At 69.0% G+C, this 16,617-nt stretch carries 14 protein-coding genes; 6 read left to right on the top strand and 8 right to left on the bottom strand.

All coding sequences use genetic code 11. From position 1 onward, the window contains the following. Positions 1 to 2: 2 nt before the first annotated feature. Complete coding sequence (locus tag LCD35_RS22165; protein ID WP_225044766.1) at positions 3 to 1,229, bottom strand: MFS transporter; 1,227 nt, start codon at positions 1,227 to 1,229, stop codon at positions 3 to 5. A gap of 169 nt (positions 1,230 to 1,398) precedes the next feature. Between LCD35_RS22165 and LCD35_RS22160 the strand changes: the two genes are divergently transcribed. After that, positions 1,399 to 1,965: a TetR/AcrR family transcriptional regulator gene (locus LCD35_RS22160; protein WP_224962673.1), complete on the top strand. Its 567-nt coding sequence runs from the start codon at positions 1,399 to 1,401 to the stop codon at positions 1,963 to 1,965. Between the two features lie 258 nt (positions 1,966 to 2,223). Here LCD35_RS22160 and LCD35_RS22155 read toward each other — a convergent pair whose 3' ends face one another. The 4 genes from LCD35_RS22155 to LCD35_RS22140 form a co-directional block, all read right to left on the bottom strand. Further along, positions 2,224 to 2,649 carry a nitroreductase family deazaflavin-dependent oxidoreductase gene (locus LCD35_RS22155; protein WP_224962671.1) on the bottom strand — a complete coding sequence of 142 codons (426 nt, stop codon included), beginning with the start codon at positions 2,647 to 2,649 and terminating at the stop codon, positions 2,224 to 2,226. A 121-nt stretch (positions 2,650 to 2,770) separates the two neighbouring features. Further along, positions 2,771 to 3,373, bottom strand: coding sequence for a DAK2 domain-containing protein (locus tag LCD35_RS22150; RefSeq protein WP_225044765.1), 603 nt, complete (start codon positions 3,371 to 3,373; stop codon positions 2,771 to 2,773). Then, positions 3,370 to 4,380, bottom strand: a complete 1,011-nt coding sequence (locus LCD35_RS22145) for a dihydroxyacetone kinase subunit DhaK (RefSeq protein WP_225044764.1) — start codon at positions 4,378 to 4,380, stop codon at positions 3,370 to 3,372. The genes LCD35_RS22150 and LCD35_RS22145 overlap by 4 nt, the downstream gene beginning before the upstream one ends. Next, positions 4,380 to 4,694: a hypothetical protein gene (locus tag LCD35_RS22140; protein WP_224967742.1), complete on the bottom strand. Its 315-nt coding sequence runs from the start codon at positions 4,692 to 4,694 to the stop codon at positions 4,380 to 4,382. Before LCD35_RS22140 ends, LCD35_RS22145 begins: the two co-directional genes overlap by 1 nt. 426 nt (positions 4,695 to 5,120) lie before the next feature. Here LCD35_RS22140 and LCD35_RS22135 point away from each other — a divergent pair, with 426 nt between their 5' ends. Further along, positions 5,121 to 7,400: a tetratricopeptide repeat protein gene (locus tag LCD35_RS22135; RefSeq protein ID WP_224959903.1), complete on the top strand. Its 2,280-nt coding sequence runs from the start codon at positions 5,121 to 5,123 to the stop codon at positions 7,398 to 7,400. An 82-nt stretch (positions 7,401 to 7,482) separates the two neighbouring features. Then, positions 7,483 to 7,818, top strand: a complete 336-nt coding sequence (locus tag LCD35_RS22130; protein WP_224959904.1) for a hypothetical protein — start codon at positions 7,483 to 7,485, stop codon at positions 7,816 to 7,818. A 49-nt stretch (positions 7,819 to 7,867) separates the two neighbouring features. On the opposite strand, the gene LCD35_RS22125 is transcribed toward LCD35_RS22130, so the two are convergent. Continuing rightward, entirely contained in the window at positions 7,868 to 9,109 is a 1,242-nt protein-coding gene (locus LCD35_RS22125) for a hypothetical protein (protein WP_224967744.1), read from the bottom strand. Between the two features lie 376 nt (positions 9,110 to 9,485). Here LCD35_RS22125 and LCD35_RS22120 point away from each other — a divergent pair, with 376 nt between their 5' ends. After that, positions 9,486 to 12,395 (top strand): tetratricopeptide repeat protein, encoded by a 2,910-nt coding sequence (locus LCD35_RS22120; RefSeq protein WP_224959906.1) that lies wholly within the window; start codon positions 9,486 to 9,488, stop codon positions 12,393 to 12,395. A gap of 808 nt (positions 12,396 to 13,203) precedes the next feature. Then, positions 13,204 to 13,920 carry a MerR family transcriptional regulator gene (locus LCD35_RS22115; protein WP_224959908.1) on the top strand — a complete coding sequence of 239 codons (717 nt, stop codon included), beginning with the start codon at positions 13,204 to 13,206 and terminating at the stop codon, positions 13,918 to 13,920. A gap of 1 nt (position 13,921) precedes the next feature. Here LCD35_RS22115 and LCD35_RS22110 read toward each other — a convergent pair whose 3' ends face one another. Then, on the bottom strand, positions 13,922 to 14,305 hold the full coding sequence (locus LCD35_RS22110; protein ID WP_224959909.1) for a YchJ family metal-binding protein: 384 nt from the start codon (positions 14,303 to 14,305) through the stop codon (positions 13,922 to 13,924). A gap of 128 nt (positions 14,306 to 14,433) precedes the next feature. Here LCD35_RS22110 and LCD35_RS22105 point away from each other — a divergent pair, with 128 nt between their 5' ends. Further along, the gene (locus LCD35_RS22105) at positions 14,434 to 14,811 is read left to right on the top strand and encodes a PH domain-containing protein (RefSeq protein WP_224959910.1); all 378 of its coding nucleotides are present in this window, start codon (positions 14,434 to 14,436) and stop codon (positions 14,809 to 14,811) included. A 54-nt stretch (positions 14,812 to 14,865) separates the two neighbouring features. Here the strand turns inward: LCD35_RS22105 and LCD35_RS22100 are convergent, their stop codons facing one another. Then, positions 14,866 to 16,404, bottom strand: a complete 1,539-nt coding sequence (locus tag LCD35_RS22100) for a long-chain fatty acid--CoA ligase (protein ID WP_225044763.1) — start codon at positions 16,402 to 16,404, stop codon at positions 14,866 to 14,868. Between the last annotated feature and the right edge of the window lie 213 nt (positions 16,405 to 16,617).

Below are 16,617 nucleotides of genomic sequence, written 5' to 3'. Positions count from 1 at the left end.
GTTCACCTTCCTTCTGCCGGAGACGGGCCGCGCACGGCCGAAGCGGTGAGCGCCGCACAACCGACGAGCACCAGTACCACGATCATCGCGTACCGCAGTCCGAAGTGGTCACCGAGGGAACCGAGCAGCGGCGGCCCGACGAGGAACGCCAGGTAGCCGGCGGTGGCGACCGCGCTGACCCGCGGGGTGGCGTCCCCGCCGCCATCTCCCGCAGCCGAGATCGCCAACGGGAACCCGAGGGCCGCGCCGAGCCCCCACAGCACGACACCGGCGGAGGCGGCGACCGGACTGGCGGTGAAGATCACCAGGACGAGCCCGAGCGCCGCGCACCCCGCGCTCGCGCGCACCACGGCGACCCGCCCGAACCGCACCACCAGGGCGGAACCGGCGAACCGCCCGGTCGTCATCGACGCGGCGAACGCCGCGAACAGGACCGTCCCGGAAGCCGGGTCGAAGCCGTGCGCGTCCACCATCAGCAGCGGCAGCCAGTCGTTCGCCGCGCCCTCGGCCAGCGCCATGCCCAGCACTACGCAGCCGATGAGCGCGATCCGCGGCTGCGCCCACAGCGCGAGCTGCTCCCGGGCGGCGGTGCGGGGACCGCGCCGCGGACCGCCGCGCTCCTTCCCGAAGCCGGTGGGCAGCGCGGGAACGACGACGGCCGTGGTGATCCCGGTGAGGACCGCGACGCCCAGCAGATGCCACTCGACGGCGACCTCGGCTCGCGTGAACACCATGCCGAGCACCGCGCCCGCCACCGTCCCGGCGCTGAAGGTGCCGTGCAGCAACGGCATCAGCGGGCGACCGGCGAGCCGCTCGACCTCGGCGCCCTCCACGTTCGTCGCGATCTCCGAACACCCCATGCCCAGGCCGAACAGCAGCAGCCCGGCGAACGCGCCCGGCGCGGTGGCGACCGCCGTGGCGACGCCGAGCACGGCGAGACCCGCGACCGCCAGCGCCATGCTCACCGCGATCACCGGCCGGGTGCCGAACCGCCGCACCACCGGCCCGGCGGCGAGGATGCCGGTCATCGATCCGACGGAGAGGCCGAACAGCACCAGGCCCATCTCGCCGGTGGAGGCGGCCAAGGCGTCGCGGATGGCGGGCGTGCGGGTCACCCAGGAGGCCAGTGAGACGCCCAGCAGCAAGAAGATCCACTGGAGTGCGCGGCGGCGGCCGGGGGCGCCGGTGGGGGCGGTCGGTGGCGCGCCGCCACCCGGGTGCTCGGTCATGGTTCCTCTCGGTGGCGGCGTGAACGCAAGCCGTTGCGTACGATCGTACGCAATGATGCGTACGATCGTACGTGAGAGGGTTTCGGGATCGACCGGCCTCCGCCCCGCCCGGACCCGCACCGGACGGGAGGTCACCCATCGACTACCTTCTGTCGAGGTGACGCGGGAAATGCCACCGAAGGGCCGCCGATTCGACCCGCAGCGGCGGGCGCGCATCATCGACGCGGCACTGGGGCTCATCGCCGACGAAGGCGTCGCGGGCACCTCGCACCGCAAGATCGCCGCCCGCGCCGACGTGCCGCTCGGCTCGATGACCTACCACTTCGCCAGCATCGACGAGCTGCTGCGCGAAGCGTTCTCCCGGTTCACCGGCGCGGTCATCGCCCGCTTCGAACGACGGCTCGGCGCCGCGCACGGCATCGCCGAAGCACGCCTCGCGGTCGCCGACCTCGTCCACGAAGACCTGTTCGCCACCCGAGCCGATCTGGTGCTCACCCACGAGCTCTACGCGCTGGCCGCGCGCGAACCCGCCTACCGCGAGCTGATCGACGAGTGGATGCGGCGCAGCCAGGAAGCCCTCGGCAGGCACTTCGACGCGGACACCGCCCGCGAACTCGACGCGCTGATCGAAGGGCTCACCATCCACCGCGCGCTCGGCACCAGGTCCGGCGACGACCGGGAACTCACCCTCGACGCCATCCGCCGCATCACCGCGGGCGCCGGTGGGGCGGAGTAGCGCCCGAGGCGGGGCGGGCTCGGTGCCGGGGAACCCCGTGGCGCGCGGGGAGATCGGGGTCGCGCGGCGAAGTCCGGGTGGTGCTGGAGGATCCGGGCAGGGTTGGTGAACCCGGGCAGCGCTGGAGGATCCGGACGGGCCGAGAAACCAGGCGGTGTCACAGAGTCCGCGGGCTCCAGGCGGTCCCCGGCTCCGGGCGGTCGTGCAGCGGATCCGGCGGAGCGCCCGGCCGCGGAACCGCGACCGAGCGCCGCGGCCTCACTTCGGGTCGAGCACGAACACCGGGATCAGCCGGTCGGTCTTCTCCGCGTAGTCCGCGTACGACGGGAACGCCGCGACGGCCCGCTCCCACCACTGCGCGCGCTCCTCGCCGGACACCTCGCGGGCCGAGTAGTCGCGGATCGTCGTCCCGTCCTGCAACGAGATCTCCGGGTGGGCCTTGATGTTGTGGTACCAGGTGGGGTGCTCCGGGGCACCGCCCTTCGAGGCCACCACCGCGTAGCTGCCGTCGTGCTCCACCCGCATCACCGGCGTCGGGCGGGGCTTCCCCGACTTCGCGCCGCGCAGCGTCAGCAGCACGATCGGCGCGCCGCGCACCTCCAGGCCCTCCGTGGTGCCGGTGCGGCCGATCTGCTCGACCTGCTGCCGGACCCAGTCGGGCACCTTGTTGTTCTCGTCGCTCATACCGCCCGCAACCGCCCAGCCGCCCGACCGGGCCGCTCATCCGGGTCGGGCGAGGTGCTGCGCCGCAGGTGAGCGGCCCGCTCGACCACGAGTTCGGGCGAGCGGGCCGGCCACCTCGCGTTCAGCGGGGCAGCGGGGCGGCCGGGGCGTCCGCCGGCTCGGTGGCGGCGGCGAACGCCCAGAACAGGAGGGCGATGCCCAGCGCACCGCGATCCGGTTCGCCGAGCGCCCGCTCGCCGACGTAGCTGGCCCGGCCCATCCGGGCCCGCAGCCGCGCGGTGCCCTCCGCGCCGGCGGCGGCGCCGCGGGCGGCGGCCGCGAAGCCCTGCTCGGCGGCGTCGACCGCGGGGGTGAGCGCGTCGACCAGCGCCCGGTAGCCCACCTCGGCCTCCCCGACCCGCTGGATCGCGGCCAGCCCCGCACCGGCCCCGGCGCGGAACCCGGCGAGGTCGTCGGACTCGGCGAGCCCGCGGGCGATCTCGGTGAACAGCAGCCCGAACAGCGGGCCGCTGGTGCCGCCGACCTCGTCCAGGAACACCTCGCCGAGCGCGCCCAGCGCGGAACCGCCGTCGGCGTCGAAGCGGGCCACGGCGGTGCGCACCCCGGTGCGCAGGTTGTCACCGAAGTCGCCGTCGCCGCTGCGCTGGTCCAGCTCGGTCAGCTGCGCGTGCGCGTCCTCCACCGCGGCGGCGAACCGGCGCAGCACCGTCTCCTGCTCGATCATGATTCCTCCGAGGTGCGCGGGAAGGCGGGCGTGATCGCGGGCGCGGTCCACCAGGACCACCAGTCCGGTTCCATCCTGGTCACCGTCACCGAGAACCCGGCCATGTCCAGCGCGGGCACCAGGGTGCCGACCAGGGCACCGGACACCTCCAGCCCGCGGCGGGCGAGCCCGTCGGACACCAGGTCGTGCAGCCCGTAGAGCTCCAGCTGGGTGGTGCCGCCGAGCCCGTTGAGCACCGCGACCACCCGGTCCGGCCCCGGCGGCAGCCCGGCGACGAGCTCGTCGAGCAGCTTCTCCACCAGTTCCTCCAGCGGCGGCCGGGCGACGGTCTTGCGGGCCCGCTCGCCGTGGATGCCGACGCCGTGCTCCAGCTCCCCGGCGTCGAGCGCGAACGACGGTTCCCCGGTGTGCGCGGAGGTCTGCGCGCGGGACGCGACCGCGAGGCTGCGCGAGGCCGCGGCGAACCGCCCGCCCAGCTCGGCGAGCTCGTCGAGGCCCAGTCCGGTGTCCGCCACCGCGCCCAGCAGCTTCTCCACCACGACCGTCGCCGCGGTGCCGCGCCGCCCGGTCGCCGTGTCGGCCGATTCGGTGGCCAGGTCGTCGTCCACCAGCACCCGCCGGACCTGCACGCCTTCCAGGCGCAGGCGCTCCGCGGCGATGCCGAAGTTGATCCGGTCCCCGGTGTAGTTCTTCACCACGTGCACGACGCCGTCCGGCCCGGCGGCGGCGCGGCTGGCCGCGAGCACCTGCTTGTTGTGCGGGGAGGCGAACACGCTGCCCGGTGCCACGGCGTCGAGCATCCCGCGGCCGAGGAACCCGGCGTGCAACGGCTCGTGCCCGGAACCGCCGCCGGAGACCAGGCCGACCCGGCGGGCCGGATCGCGGTGCCGGGCGACGAGATGGGCCGGTCCCTCGCGCAGCTCCACGAGGTGCGCGTGCGCGCGGGCGAACCCGCGCAGCGCGGGCGGCACCGGATCGCCGTCGGACGGGTGGAAGGGAAGGGGCATCAGCGGACCTCCTGGACGGGAGCGGTCGGTGCTCGGACAGCGGACCTCGGTTCGAGGCGGTCCACCTCGTCGATGAGCACGAGGTAGGCCAGCAACTCCACCACGGCCAGCGCGGCGACGAACAGCAGCGTCCTGTTGAAGGAGCCGGTGAGGTCGAGGATCGTGCCGACCACGATCGGCACCGTAGCGCCACCGAGGTTCGGGAAGAATCCGAACACGCTTCCGGAGAGTCCCATCATCCGCAGCGCGGCGATCTCCGAGGCCAGCGTACAGCCGATGGTGTTCGTCCCCTGCGCGAAGAACGCGACAGACACACCGCGATCACCCAGACCGGGGCGTCGGGGTCGTTGCCCAGCACCGCGGAGGGCGCCGAAATGGTCGTCGCCGACGGCCCCGAGGAGGCGAAGCCGTGGCTCGCCGCGCGCCGCGCCGTCCCACTCGTCTTGGAGAACGAAGGCACGAACCTTCCCGAGTACTGCGTTCCCAGCTGCTCGAACTCGTCGTCGAGACCCGTCGGATCGCCGAGCGCTACCGGATCACCACTTTGCCTCTCTTGGCCGTAACCCTTCGGCGATCGCGTACCTCCGGAGGCTTTGCCCGTCCGGCACGGGTTGCGCGCGGCTGATGCCGATATCTGCATCTAGCGGATCGATTGTGGGGAATGGCGTCTTCGAAAGTATCTCGTGGAATTGATTTGTGGCCGGGGGTTGTTTGTTCGCCACGATGGATGGTCCGATCGGGTGAGTGAGTTGAGTGCTAAATTCATCTCGGTTGCGGTTTTGCTGGGATGTACGCGGTGTTTGAATGGTTCGGCGGTGCGTCTGCAAATCGAGGGGGATGGGATGCCCGAGGAGTCAGCGGGCCAGAGTCGGGGCCGAGGCGACCGACAAGGCGTCCGGAATTCCACGTCCGCCGACGTGCGCGGATCGGTCGTCCAGACCGGCGTCGTGCACGGCAACGTGCACTTCCACGCGGTTTCGGCGAGCGGTGACGTCCCCCTCCCGCACGAGGTCCCGTACGGGCCGGACCCTCTACTCGGCCGTAACCACGAGCTCGGGGTGCTCGATGGCTGGCTGTCGCGGGGGGATCGGAGGTTGACCGTCGCTGCGCTGAGCGGGTCAGGAGGTATCGGTAAGACCGCACTGGCCGCGTCTTGGATGCACTCCCGGTCGGATGAGTTTCCCGAAGGGCAGCTGTACGCGGAACTCGGCACTGACGGGTCAGGCGAGCCTGTTTCGGCGAGTGAGATTCTCGGTCGTTTTCTGCGTTCGCTGGGGGTTCCGTCCGAATCCATCCCGATCGAGCCCGCCGATCGAATAGGGTTGTACCGGTCGATGACCGCGGGTCGCTCGTTGCAGGTGTTGCTCGACAACGCCACATCGGCCGCCCAAGTGCGTGCGTTGTTGCCGAACTCACCCGGCTCGTTGGTGGTGGTGACCAGCAGCGCCCGGCTTGCGGGATTGGCGCTGGACGGTGCTCGCTTCCTGGACGTCGGGCCACTGGCGGAAAGTTCGGGCATGCGGCTACTCGCGGAAGTGATCGGGGAGAACCGCGTGGACGGTGAGCCGGAGATCGCGCTGGAACTAGTGCGCCTGTGCAGTGGTTTTCCCTTGGCGATCGTGGTCGTCGGCGCCCGGATGTCAACCCATCCTGGCTGGTCAATATCGGATGTCGTAGAGCAGTTGAGTAGTGTGGACGATCGATTTTCGGCATTGTCCTTGCACGATGACGTGTCAATGGAGTCGGTGTTCGACCTCAGCTACGAGGCCGTATCCGAGCAGGCCGCCTTCGTCTACCGTGCGTTGTCCGTGTGCCCGGGTGAAGATTTCTCCTCCGAGCTGGTTCGAGCTGTGGTGGGGCCGCACGTTGACGACGTTCGTGATCCGGTGTGGGAGCTGGTGGAGGCGAATCTTCTGGTGGAGAAGGAATCTCGTCGCTTCCGCTTCCACGACTTGATCCGTGCGCACGCTCGGCTATGCGGCGAGCGTGAGGACTCAGCGGAGCAGCGCGATGCGGCCCGTCGGCTTGCGATGTGCTGGTACCTGGGACGTGCGGCGGAGGCGGACCGAGCGGTGAACCCGTTGCGCGAGCGCCTGGGATCGATTTTCGCGTCCGATACGGACCGTTCGGCGACGGACCGTTCGGCCGGATTCGCCTCCGCAGAAGCCGCGTTGGACTGGTACGAGCGGGAGCGCAGCAACCTGCTGGCCGTCCTCCACTCGGGGTTGCAGCTCGGATGGGATGAATTGGTGTGGCAGTGGTGCGAGGTGATGTGGAGCTTCTTCTTGTACCGGAAGTGGTACGACGACTGGATCCAGTCCCATCGCGCCGCTCTCGGAGCTGCCGAGCGGGTCGGTTCTCCGCTCGGGGAGGTTCGCGTCCGATGCCAGCTCGGATTCGCCTACCTCGATCTGGGGCGGTATGAGGAGGCAGCCGACGTGTGCGCGCCCGCGTTGTCCTTGGCGGAGGAGACCGGCCACGCCAACAGCATCTCCACCGCGCTTTCACAGCTCGCCAAGGCCGCTCGCGGCGAGAAGCGCTTCGACGAGGCGCTCGCATACCTGCGACGCGCTCTCCGGCTGGCCGAAGGGGCCGGGAACCGCCGCAGCATCGCATTGCGGCTGCGACGCCTCGGTGCGGTCCTCGCTGATCTCCACCGGTACGAGGAGGCGGTCGAACACCTCAGGCAATCGATCGATCTCCTCTCCGAGATCGGCGATCAACGCGGCCGCGCACGAGCGCTCACCGTTCTGGGACGGATTCAGCTCGAGGAAGGACGGCTGGAAGAAGCAGGGGACGCGCTGCGTGCGTCGCTGGAAGGGATGGCCGATTCAGGATCGCCCTCATACGTGGCTGACGTCCACGTCGAACTCGCCACGGTCGCCGAAAGAGGGGGCGACGCCGCGAGTGCACGGGAACACTTGGAGATCGCCGAGGGGCTCTACCGCCAATCGCAGCACCCCTCCGCCGCGTCGATCCAAATGCGCCTGAATCAAGGGACGGGCACCTCGGAGCGCTGAACCCCCACGTGCTTCTCCCCGGACCGGAGGCGAGGCCGGATCGGCACAGTCCGAATTCGACGTCAGCAGATACCCGGCGACGATGCCGCACAACCAGCCGGACAAGGGGCCGAGCGGTGGACAACCCACGTGCAACGCCGAAATCGGGGTGGTCAGGAGGCAGGTGGTCGCGCTGGTTCGGGTGACGATTAAGGCGGATGCCGGGAACCGCTGGTGCAGCTCTGCTGCGTCGTCGAAGGCCGATGCGAGTCCTGAACGCGCCAAGAGGACGTCAGCGCACGGCCTCCATCGCGCGGAAGCCGCCGAGAGGTCGCACATCGAGAAATCCGAGTTCGACGAACGGTACCGTTGCCAACTCACCGACAGGGTTCCTGCAGCACGTTCGGTGCAGCGCAGAGACCGTCGTGTGAAGGAGTGAGCAGCGGGGGGCGGCGCCGCGAATCGACGGCGGATGTGATCGCTGAGCATCAGCGCACCTCCGGAATCGCGATGCTCAAAGCCGCGGGGACCGGCCTGGGGAGGGGAACTGGAGCGAGGGGTGCGTTGTGTGTCGGCTCCGTCAAGCCCAGGAGCCGGTACATCTCCTGCCGGAGGATGCGTGCGCTTCTCCCGGGGCGGGAGGTGAGCAGGGCGCGCATCCTCTCGGTGATCTCGGGACGCGCCGTGGCGATGGTCTCGTCGATCTGTTCGGCGAGCGGACGGTCCTCTTCGTAGCGGGGCACCAGCCTGGCGAGGCTTTCGGCCGGTCCGCCACGTCGGACGTTGTCGTCGGGGAACGTCGCCAACCGGGTGGGTGTTCCGAATGCTGCTGCGTACTGGGTGGTCGATCCGTGGTCCCCCAGAACGGCGTCGGCGGCGACCATCGCACCGCGCCAACCTTCTTCCGGCGGCAGGAGCGCCATTCCGCGTCCGGTGCACTCCGATAACCAGGCCCGGACCTGCCGTCTGCCGTGCACGGTCCACACGTTCGGATGCACTACCGCCGCCACCCGGTACCGATCGGGATCCAGTTCGTCCACGGCCCGTCGGTACATCTCCAGACGTTGGCAGAACAACGACTCGGTGGACCACGTGGAGCTGATCACGACGAGTATTTGGTCTTCGCGAACGCCGAGCGCGTACCGGTAGTGCGGGCGAAACGGCCGGCTCGCGTCCATGCGATCCAGGCACAGGTCACCTGCGACCAACGCAGCGGACAGGGCTTCCGGGCAGGACGAGCGCAAGGCATCGAGCTCCTCGTCGGTGCTGAGAACCAGCGATGACGGAATGACCCGGCCGTGCTTGATGAGCTCCTCCCGAACCAGCCCGTGCGTTGGCAGTGCTCCCGCGCCACCTTTGCGGGGGCGGAGACGAGAGCGCAGCGCCCCCGCACCGTGCGGGGTGACCAGCAGCGGGCCGTTCGCGGGATCCGTGTCACTCCTGCTCGCGTCGAGAACCAGGTCGAATCGGTGTTGCAGGGCCTGTTGCCAGGGCAGGACGAAGCAACCTTGCGCCCGCACGAAGTCCTCTGCTCCGTCCCAGCTTGCGATCGCGTCCGGCACGGTGAAGACCACTTCGACTCGATGGTCGCTCTCGAGCAGCGGCACGAAGTCCATCAACCGGGTTCCCGCCACCAGGTGAGGAACCATGACGAGGACGGTCCGAAGATCTCCCCGGCTTCGCCGTTGTTGCGATCCGATCCCGATCGGACCGTTGATCCACTTCGTCATCACGTGCCGCCTTCCTGAGGATCCGGCACGTCGTGAATGCCGGAGAACGGATTCGTCCCCTGAATGGTGCGTGGCGGTGTTCGGTGGTCTGGCTTCAGCCGAGACGGGTATTTGATGAAATCCGCAGCTCAGCGCGGGGGAGTGGATCTTGAGGCTGGCGTGTTCGGCTCCGCGTAGATCATTCGGGCGTGCCCGGTGGAATAATCACGGAAGGCGTGGTGGGAACACTGGCAGAACGCTGTCAGTTCCCTGTAAGGATGGTTGATTTCCTATGGGTGGCGCACGCATTTACTGCGAATGGACGCTGTGACGGCCACTCGTGCTGAGAACACTGGGAGTCACGAGGATAGGTCTCGACCAGCGGGAGGGGGCGCTGGTGGATTTCAAGATCTGCGGCTCGGTCTGGGTTCGCTTGGCAGGGGAGGCACCGCAGGGGTGGCGGCAGTCCGCGAAGGTGAGGGGGTTGCTGGGCGTTCTGCTGACGCGGCCTGGCCGGACGATCCGAGTCCCCGCGTTGGTGGATTGGTTGTGGGGACAGGAAGCCGATCCGGTGAAAGCGTCCAAGAGCCTCACGAACTACGTGACGCGGCTGCGTCAAGTCCTGGAACTCACTGATCCACCCTACGAGCTGCGCCACATCGACCACGGCTACCGGCTCGACGTTCCTGCTGACCGCATCGATTACCACCGGGCACGTGACCTGCTGGCCGCCGGACGTTCCGCACTGCGGGACAGGGACCACGAACGTGCGAGAGGTCTGCTGCACGAAGCTCTCGAACTGTCGAACGAGCCGCCCATCCTCGACTTGGACACCGCAGCTGCACAAGAATTCCGCCACAAGGTTCGGAAGAACCTGGTGTTGCCGGCCATCAACGGACTTGCCGAGAGTCAGCTAGCACTCGGCGAGCCGGAGGCAGTGCTGTTGCACCTCGACGACCTGTCGGTCGAGTACGAACTCGAGGTGACGCTTGCGATGCGCCGGGTCGACGCCCTCCACGCCATGCATCGCCGCGATGAGGCGACTTTGCACTACTTCGTCACCCGGCGGAACCTGCGCGAGCACGGGCTGGAGGACGAGGCCGACGCCCTCCGTGCCTACATGAACAGACAGCAGGCCCTCGTCCCTGAGCCGAGACGAGAAGGGGACAGCGCGCCGCAGCACCGAGATCCGGTATGGCGGTTCCCACACGACCGCGAAAGGCTTGCCGGTCGGGAGAGAGTCATCGCCGACCTCAGCCGCATGACCGATCACGGCCTAGCCGCGAAGATCGTAGTGCTCACCGGCACTGCGGGAATCGGCAAGACCGCGCTCGCCCTCCACTGGGCGTACCGATCGCGGGATCGGTTCGACGGTGGTCTCTACGTCGACATGCGCGGCTTCGCCCGTGCCCCGCGGATGGAGTCCGCAGAACTCATTCGGCGACTCCTGCAAGGTTTCAACGCGCATGCCGAGGCGCTCACCGATGAGGAGATGCAGCGGACGAAGCTCGCCACGGTATTGACCGGGCGGCACAGCCTGATCCTGCTGGACAACGTCGCCGACGAAGATCAGATAGCACCACTGCTGGACCTCGTGCCGGATTCCTTGCTGCTGATCACGAGCCGACGGCGTCTCGCCCATCTTGCGGTGCACTGGTCGGCTGAGGAAGTCGCTGTCACCACCGTGCACACCGAGACGGCCCATGCCTGGTTGCGGGAGTCCATCGGCGATCGCTGTGATGTGGAGCCGGAGGCGCTGACGCGTCTCGTCGGGCTGTGCTCCGGGATCCCGCTGGCTCTTCGACTCCTCAGCAAGCACATCGAAGATCGCCCACGCACGCCGCTTGCTGAAATCGCCCACTTCCTCGCGAAAGAACACCGCATGCTATCGATGGGAGAGTCGGCCGGAGCCGGGCACTCCAGTCTGCGTGCCAACTTTTTGCTCTCCTACCGCGCGTTGCGGCCGAAGGCTTGCCGTCTTTTTCGGCTCCTAGGGCTTCACCCACTGCCTGAAGTATCCCTCGACGTGATCGTCGCTATGACGGGGGACTCGCGTCCGGACACCTTGGACCTCATCGAAGAGCTCATCCAAGCCAACCTGTTGGACGATCGATCCGGCAGCGTCCACATCCACGATCTGCTCCATGAGTTCGCTGCCGAGCAGGCGGATGCGGATGAGCCAATGGTCGAGCGACGTGCGGCGACAGCTCGGATGATCGAGTGGTACCTGAACTGCGCGACCAGTGCCGAACGCGTTCTGTTCAAACACCGTCCAGGGGTTCCACCGTTGCTCGCGCCGGTCCTCCGGCCCGGGCGTGAGTTCGCCGATGAGCGGGAGGCGATCCGCTGGTTCGTGGACAACCACCGCGTGCTGGTGGCCATCGTCCGTGCTGCCCACGATCGAGGCTTTCCCCACCACACGTGGCGATTGGCGAATACGCTCAACGAACCGTTCAAAAGACATGGGCAGTACAACGATGCGCTCACTTGCCTCGGGCTGGCGAGAGCTTCGACGATGTCGGTGTCCGATCGTGAAGGTTTGATCGGCACGATCATCAACCTCGGCTACAACCAGCTGATGTTGCGGGACCTAGAGCGTGCGCAGGAGAACTTCACCGAGGCGCGGTCCCTGTGCCGACAGCTCGACGATCACCACGGTCTGGCTGTGGCCTTGCACAACCTCGCCTCGGTGCGCGGCCACCTGGGTGACGTCGAAGGTGCGACCCGCCTGTACGGCGAAGCACGTGAGGTCGCCATCGAACATCACCTCGACCACGTGCACGCTGGTGTGCTCCGCAGAATGGGTCGATTGGCCAAGGAGTGCGGAGACCCCCGTGAAGCGAGCAGGCAGTTCCGGGAGTCTCTTTTTCTGCACCGCAAGGTCGGGAACGTGCAGGGAATCGGTGAAGCGCTGAGCGAGATCGGTGCTCTTCATGCTGATCGAGGTGAGCTCGAAACCGCCTTGGACTATGGGAATGAGGCGCTCGAGCACAATCTGAGATGCCATGATCTGGCGACGTTGGCGGAAACGTACTGCTTGCTGGCGCAGATCGGCTTGAAGCAGATGCGGCTCCGAGATGCTGCGCAACTTGCAAGGGAGTCGATCGGTGTCACCTGGAAGACCGGTGACCTTCCCTGTCGTGCTCGCGCGCTCGATCTCCTCGCGACGATTCTGTTAGAAGCCGGTAGTGAGGGTGAGGCGGTCGAAGGCTGGCGTGAGGCGCTGGAGATCCACAAGGGGCTGAAGGACAGGCGCTGGGTCACTCTCCGTGATCGCTTGAAGGGGCTCGGAGTTGAAGACATCTGACCGTCGATTCCGCAGCGTTTCGACTGCTCCCTAATGTGAGACTGTCTCAGTTCCTCAGTGTACCCCCGACTTCAAGGCCGCCACGCGGTGTGGTTAGCTAGATCAACTCCTCGGGTGGAACCTCACGGAAGGGGTACCCCGGCCGGGGTAGCGGTTAACCTACCGTCTCGCATTTGTGCGAGCTGCACAACATTTTCGGAGAAGTTGTATGCGCTATTTTCGGCGTCGCGGTGGCAACGCCCCCGCATTTCGCCTGCTGTTGGGTTCGGTGGTCGTCGGTGCCGCGAATTCGGCCATGCTCGCGGTTTCTTCCTGGTACGGGCAGTACGGGTTCGCGTTCGCGTAGCTTTGGTAATCGGAGAAGCTGAGCGCGGTGAGCAAAATGATGATTCGTTCCGGTATGCGTGCTGAGTCTTCTTCGGAGTGGGCCCTTGTGGAGAAGGGTTGAAGATGGTTGCGGTGGGTCTGCCGTCGTCGGCATCGGTCGGCGGCAGGCTCACTGAAAGAGCGTCAGGAGTGGCGCTTGTAATTCGCGTGGCGGGAATGTGCGCGAGCCGGGAGCATGCCCTCCGGCCCGGCCAGGGCCGACTTCGTCAACGGCGCCGGCGTCGGTCAGGTGCGGTCGGACCAGCCGACAGGAGATGCTACGTCCAATCGATGCCCGGTTCCGAACGTGCTCACAGGCCTATGTTCCACCGACCGGACAGTCGATCGCCCAACTTGGACCCGTGAGCCCCCTTCCGAAGCTCCCGCTTGACCGTGCCCCTGGGGCATGGTGTGGAAAGGGAGCATGAGAGGGAGGATCTCGATGGCGTGGAGCACGCGGCAGGTGGCGGAGCTGGCGGGGACGACGGTGAAGGCGGTCCGCCACTACCACCGGATCGGACTGCTGGAGGAGCCGGAGCGGGCGTCGAACGGGTACAAGCGGTACGGCATCAGCCACCTGACGCGGTTGCTGCGGATCCGGCGGCTGGTGGACCTGGGCGTCCCGCTGGCGGAGATCGCGGTGGTGGAGGGCCCGGACGACCGCGCCGAGCAGGCGCTGCGGGCCCTCGACGCCGAGCTCGCCGCGAGCATCGAACGCCAGCAGCGGATGCGGGCGGAACTCGCGGCGGTGCTGCGGAACCGGACGCTGGCCGAGCTGCCGCCCGGGTTCGACGGGATCCGCGAGGAAGTCCCGCGCTCGGGCCGAGCGCTGATGCTGCTGTACGCCAGGGTGTTCAGCCCCGAAGTGATGGATGCGCTGCAGGAGATCGTGTCGCGGCCGATGCTGCCGGTCGAGACCGAGTTCGAGGGACTGCCCGCGGACGCCGACGAGGCCACCCGCGCCGACCTGGCACAGCGCTACCTGCCCGAGTTCCACCGGCAGTACGAGGCGTACCCGGCCATGCGGGACGCGTGGCGGACCGCGCCGGGCGGGGAGGCGTACGCCGCCTCCGTCGTCGTCCCGGCGATGGTCGAGTACTACAACTGGGCGCAGCTGGACGTGCTGCAGCGGATGAACGCCCTGCTCGCCGAGGAGTGAGTCACTCGTGGTCGCCGTCGACGTAGTACCAGTCCCCACCGCTGCGGGTGAAGCGGCTGTGCTCGGTGAGCGACCCGGCGCGGCCGTCCAGCCGGTAGTGCGCGCGGAACCGGACCGTGCCTGCGGAGTCGAACGGGCCGCCGCCGCTGCGGTCCAGGACGTCGAGGCGGGTCCAGCGCTGTGCCGGGTCCAGCTCCACCGAGTCCGGCCGGGTCGACGGGTCCCAGGTCCGCAGCAGGTGCTCGGCGTCGCCGACGGCGAACGCGGCGAACCGCGAGCGCATCAGCTGTTCGGCGGTGGCCGCGCGGCGCGCGCCGGTGTGCAGCGGTGCGCAGCAGTCCGCGAACACGTCGCCGGAGCCGCAGGGGCATCGATCGGTCTTCACCGGCCCAGTCTCGCAACCGGGTGGTGCGCGGCGGGATCCGGTGCCGCCGGTGCACGCCGGATCAGCGGCCCGCGTGCTTCGCTACCCTGGGGCCAGGGGAAATCTCGATCTTGCAGGGGAGTGCGTCCGTGGGACTTTTCGACGGCATGATGGGGAACGCGTCGCAGATCGATCCTCGTGCGGCGGCGCAGGAGTACGGCAGGCTGCTGGCCCGGGGCGAGGAGATCCACTCCGCGTACCGGCTGATCCGCGACTCGCTGCTGTTCACCGACCGGCGGCTGATCCTGGTCGACAAGCAGGGCATGACCGGCAAGAAGGTCGAGTACCACTCGATCCCGTACCGCAGCATCAGCCACTTCGCGGTGGAGACGGCGGGCACCTTCGACCTGGACGCCGAGCTGAAGCTGTGGCTGTCCGGCGCGTACGAGCCGATCGTGAAGCAGTTCGGCAAGGGCGTCGACGTGTACGAGGTGCAGGCCGTGCTGAGCGCGTACGTGGCGCGCTGATCGCGGGTGGTCCGCCCCCCCCCCGCGCGGGCGGACCGGTCCGCGGCGCGGCCCTCAGCCGCCTTCGGCGAGCCGCTGCTTGATGTCCGGCTTCAGCACCTTCCCGATCTTGGAACGGGGCAGGTCGGGCCAGAGCTCGATCCGCTTCGGCGTCTTCACCCCGCCGAGCCGTTCCCGCACGAACGCCCGCAGCTCCTCCTCGGACGCCCGGGCGCCCGCCCGCGGCTGCACCACGGCGGTCAACTGCTCGCCCCACTTCTCGTGCGGCAGGCCGACCACCGCGGCGTCCTGCACCGCCGGGTGCGCGAGCAGCGCCCGCTCCACCTCCGCCGAGTACACGTTGAACCCGCCGGTGATCACGACGTCCTTGGCGCGGTCGACGATGTGCAGGAAGCCGTCTTCGTCGAGGTAGCCGATGTCGCCGGTGTGGTGCCAGCCGTGCCCGCTGACCTCCGCGGTCGCCTCCGGCGCCTCGTGGTAGCCGTCCATGACCAGCGGGCCGCGCACCACGATCTCGCCGCGCTCGCCGGTCGGCAGCAGCGCGCCCCCGTCGCCCAGCACCGCCACCTGGGTCAGCGGGCTCGGGCGGCCCGCGGCGGAGAGCCGCTCGGTGGCGATCGACCCGTCCGGGCGGAAGTGGTCGGCGGGCGCCATCGTCGCGATCATGTTCGGCGCCTCGGTCTGCCCGAACAACTGGCCGAGCACCGGGCCGATCCGGGTCAGCGCCTCCTCCAGCCGCGCCGGTGACATCGGGGCCGCGCCGTACCAGAGGCAGCGCAACGAGGTCAGGTCCGCCGTGTCCAGGTCGGGATGGTCCAGCAGCCCGTAGATCACCGTCGGCGGCAGGAACGCGTGCGTGATCCGGTGCCGCTGCACCAGCCGCAGGAACTCGCCGAGGTCCGGGTTCGGCATGATGACGATCTCACCGCCGAGCGCCAGGACCGGGAAGGTCAGCACCCCCGCCGAATGGGTCAGCGGGGCCAGCGCCAGGTATCGGGGCGACTCGCCGAACGGGTAGCTCATCAGCGTCGTCGCCGTCGCCGTCAGCATGTTCGTCGCGGTCAGCCGCACGCCCTTCGGCACCCCGGTCGTACCGCCGGTCCCGGCGAGCATGCACAGGTCGTCCCCGGCGCGCGGCACCCGCTGCTGCGGCGTGGCCCTGCGCTCCAGCCACTCGTCGAAGGTCCACGCGCCCTCGACCTCCCCGTCGAGGCACACCAGCTCGGTGAGCCGCGGCAGCTCACCGCGGATCCGCTGGACCAGCGGGGCGAACCGCTCCTGGAAGAACAGGCAGCGGCAGCCGAACAGCTCCAGCAGCTGCCGGTTCTCCGCCGCCTCGTTGCGCGGGTTCACCGGGCACCACACGGCCCCGGCCCGCGAGATGCCGAAGATGCAGGTGAGGGCGTCCGGGTCGTTGCCGGACAGCACCGCGACCCGGTCCCCGGGTTCGATGCCGGACCCCCGCAGCGCCCCGGCGACCCGCCAGGACAGCCGCTGCACCTCGGTGTACGAGCGGGTCTCCCCGCCCGTGGTCAAGCAAGGCCGGTCCCCGCCGAGGGAAGCGCCCTTGTCCAAGTAGTCGGCCAGCTGCACAGCTCATCGCCTCTCTGCAGAACTCGTCGTGCACGTCGGCCCCCGCGGCTTCGCCGCTGACGAGGCGGCGGCGCGGGGCGCGGCGCGCGGCCCCCCTCGTCGTACCGGTCGGCGCGGCCGGGGGGCCCCCCCCCCCGCGCGCCGCGCCCCCCCGCGGGGGGGGGGGGGGCGGCCCCGCCGCCCGGCCCGCCGGGCCCGCGGCCGCACCGGCAG

Source organism: Saccharopolyspora sp. 6V (assembly GCF_020176785.1).
GTDB classification, from domain to species: Bacteria; Actinomycetota; Actinomycetes; order Mycobacteriales; family Pseudonocardiaceae; genus Saccharopolyspora_C; species Saccharopolyspora_C gregorii.
Note: the sequence above shows the minus strand (reverse complement) of the source record. Positions and strands in the feature narration are given on the sequence as shown.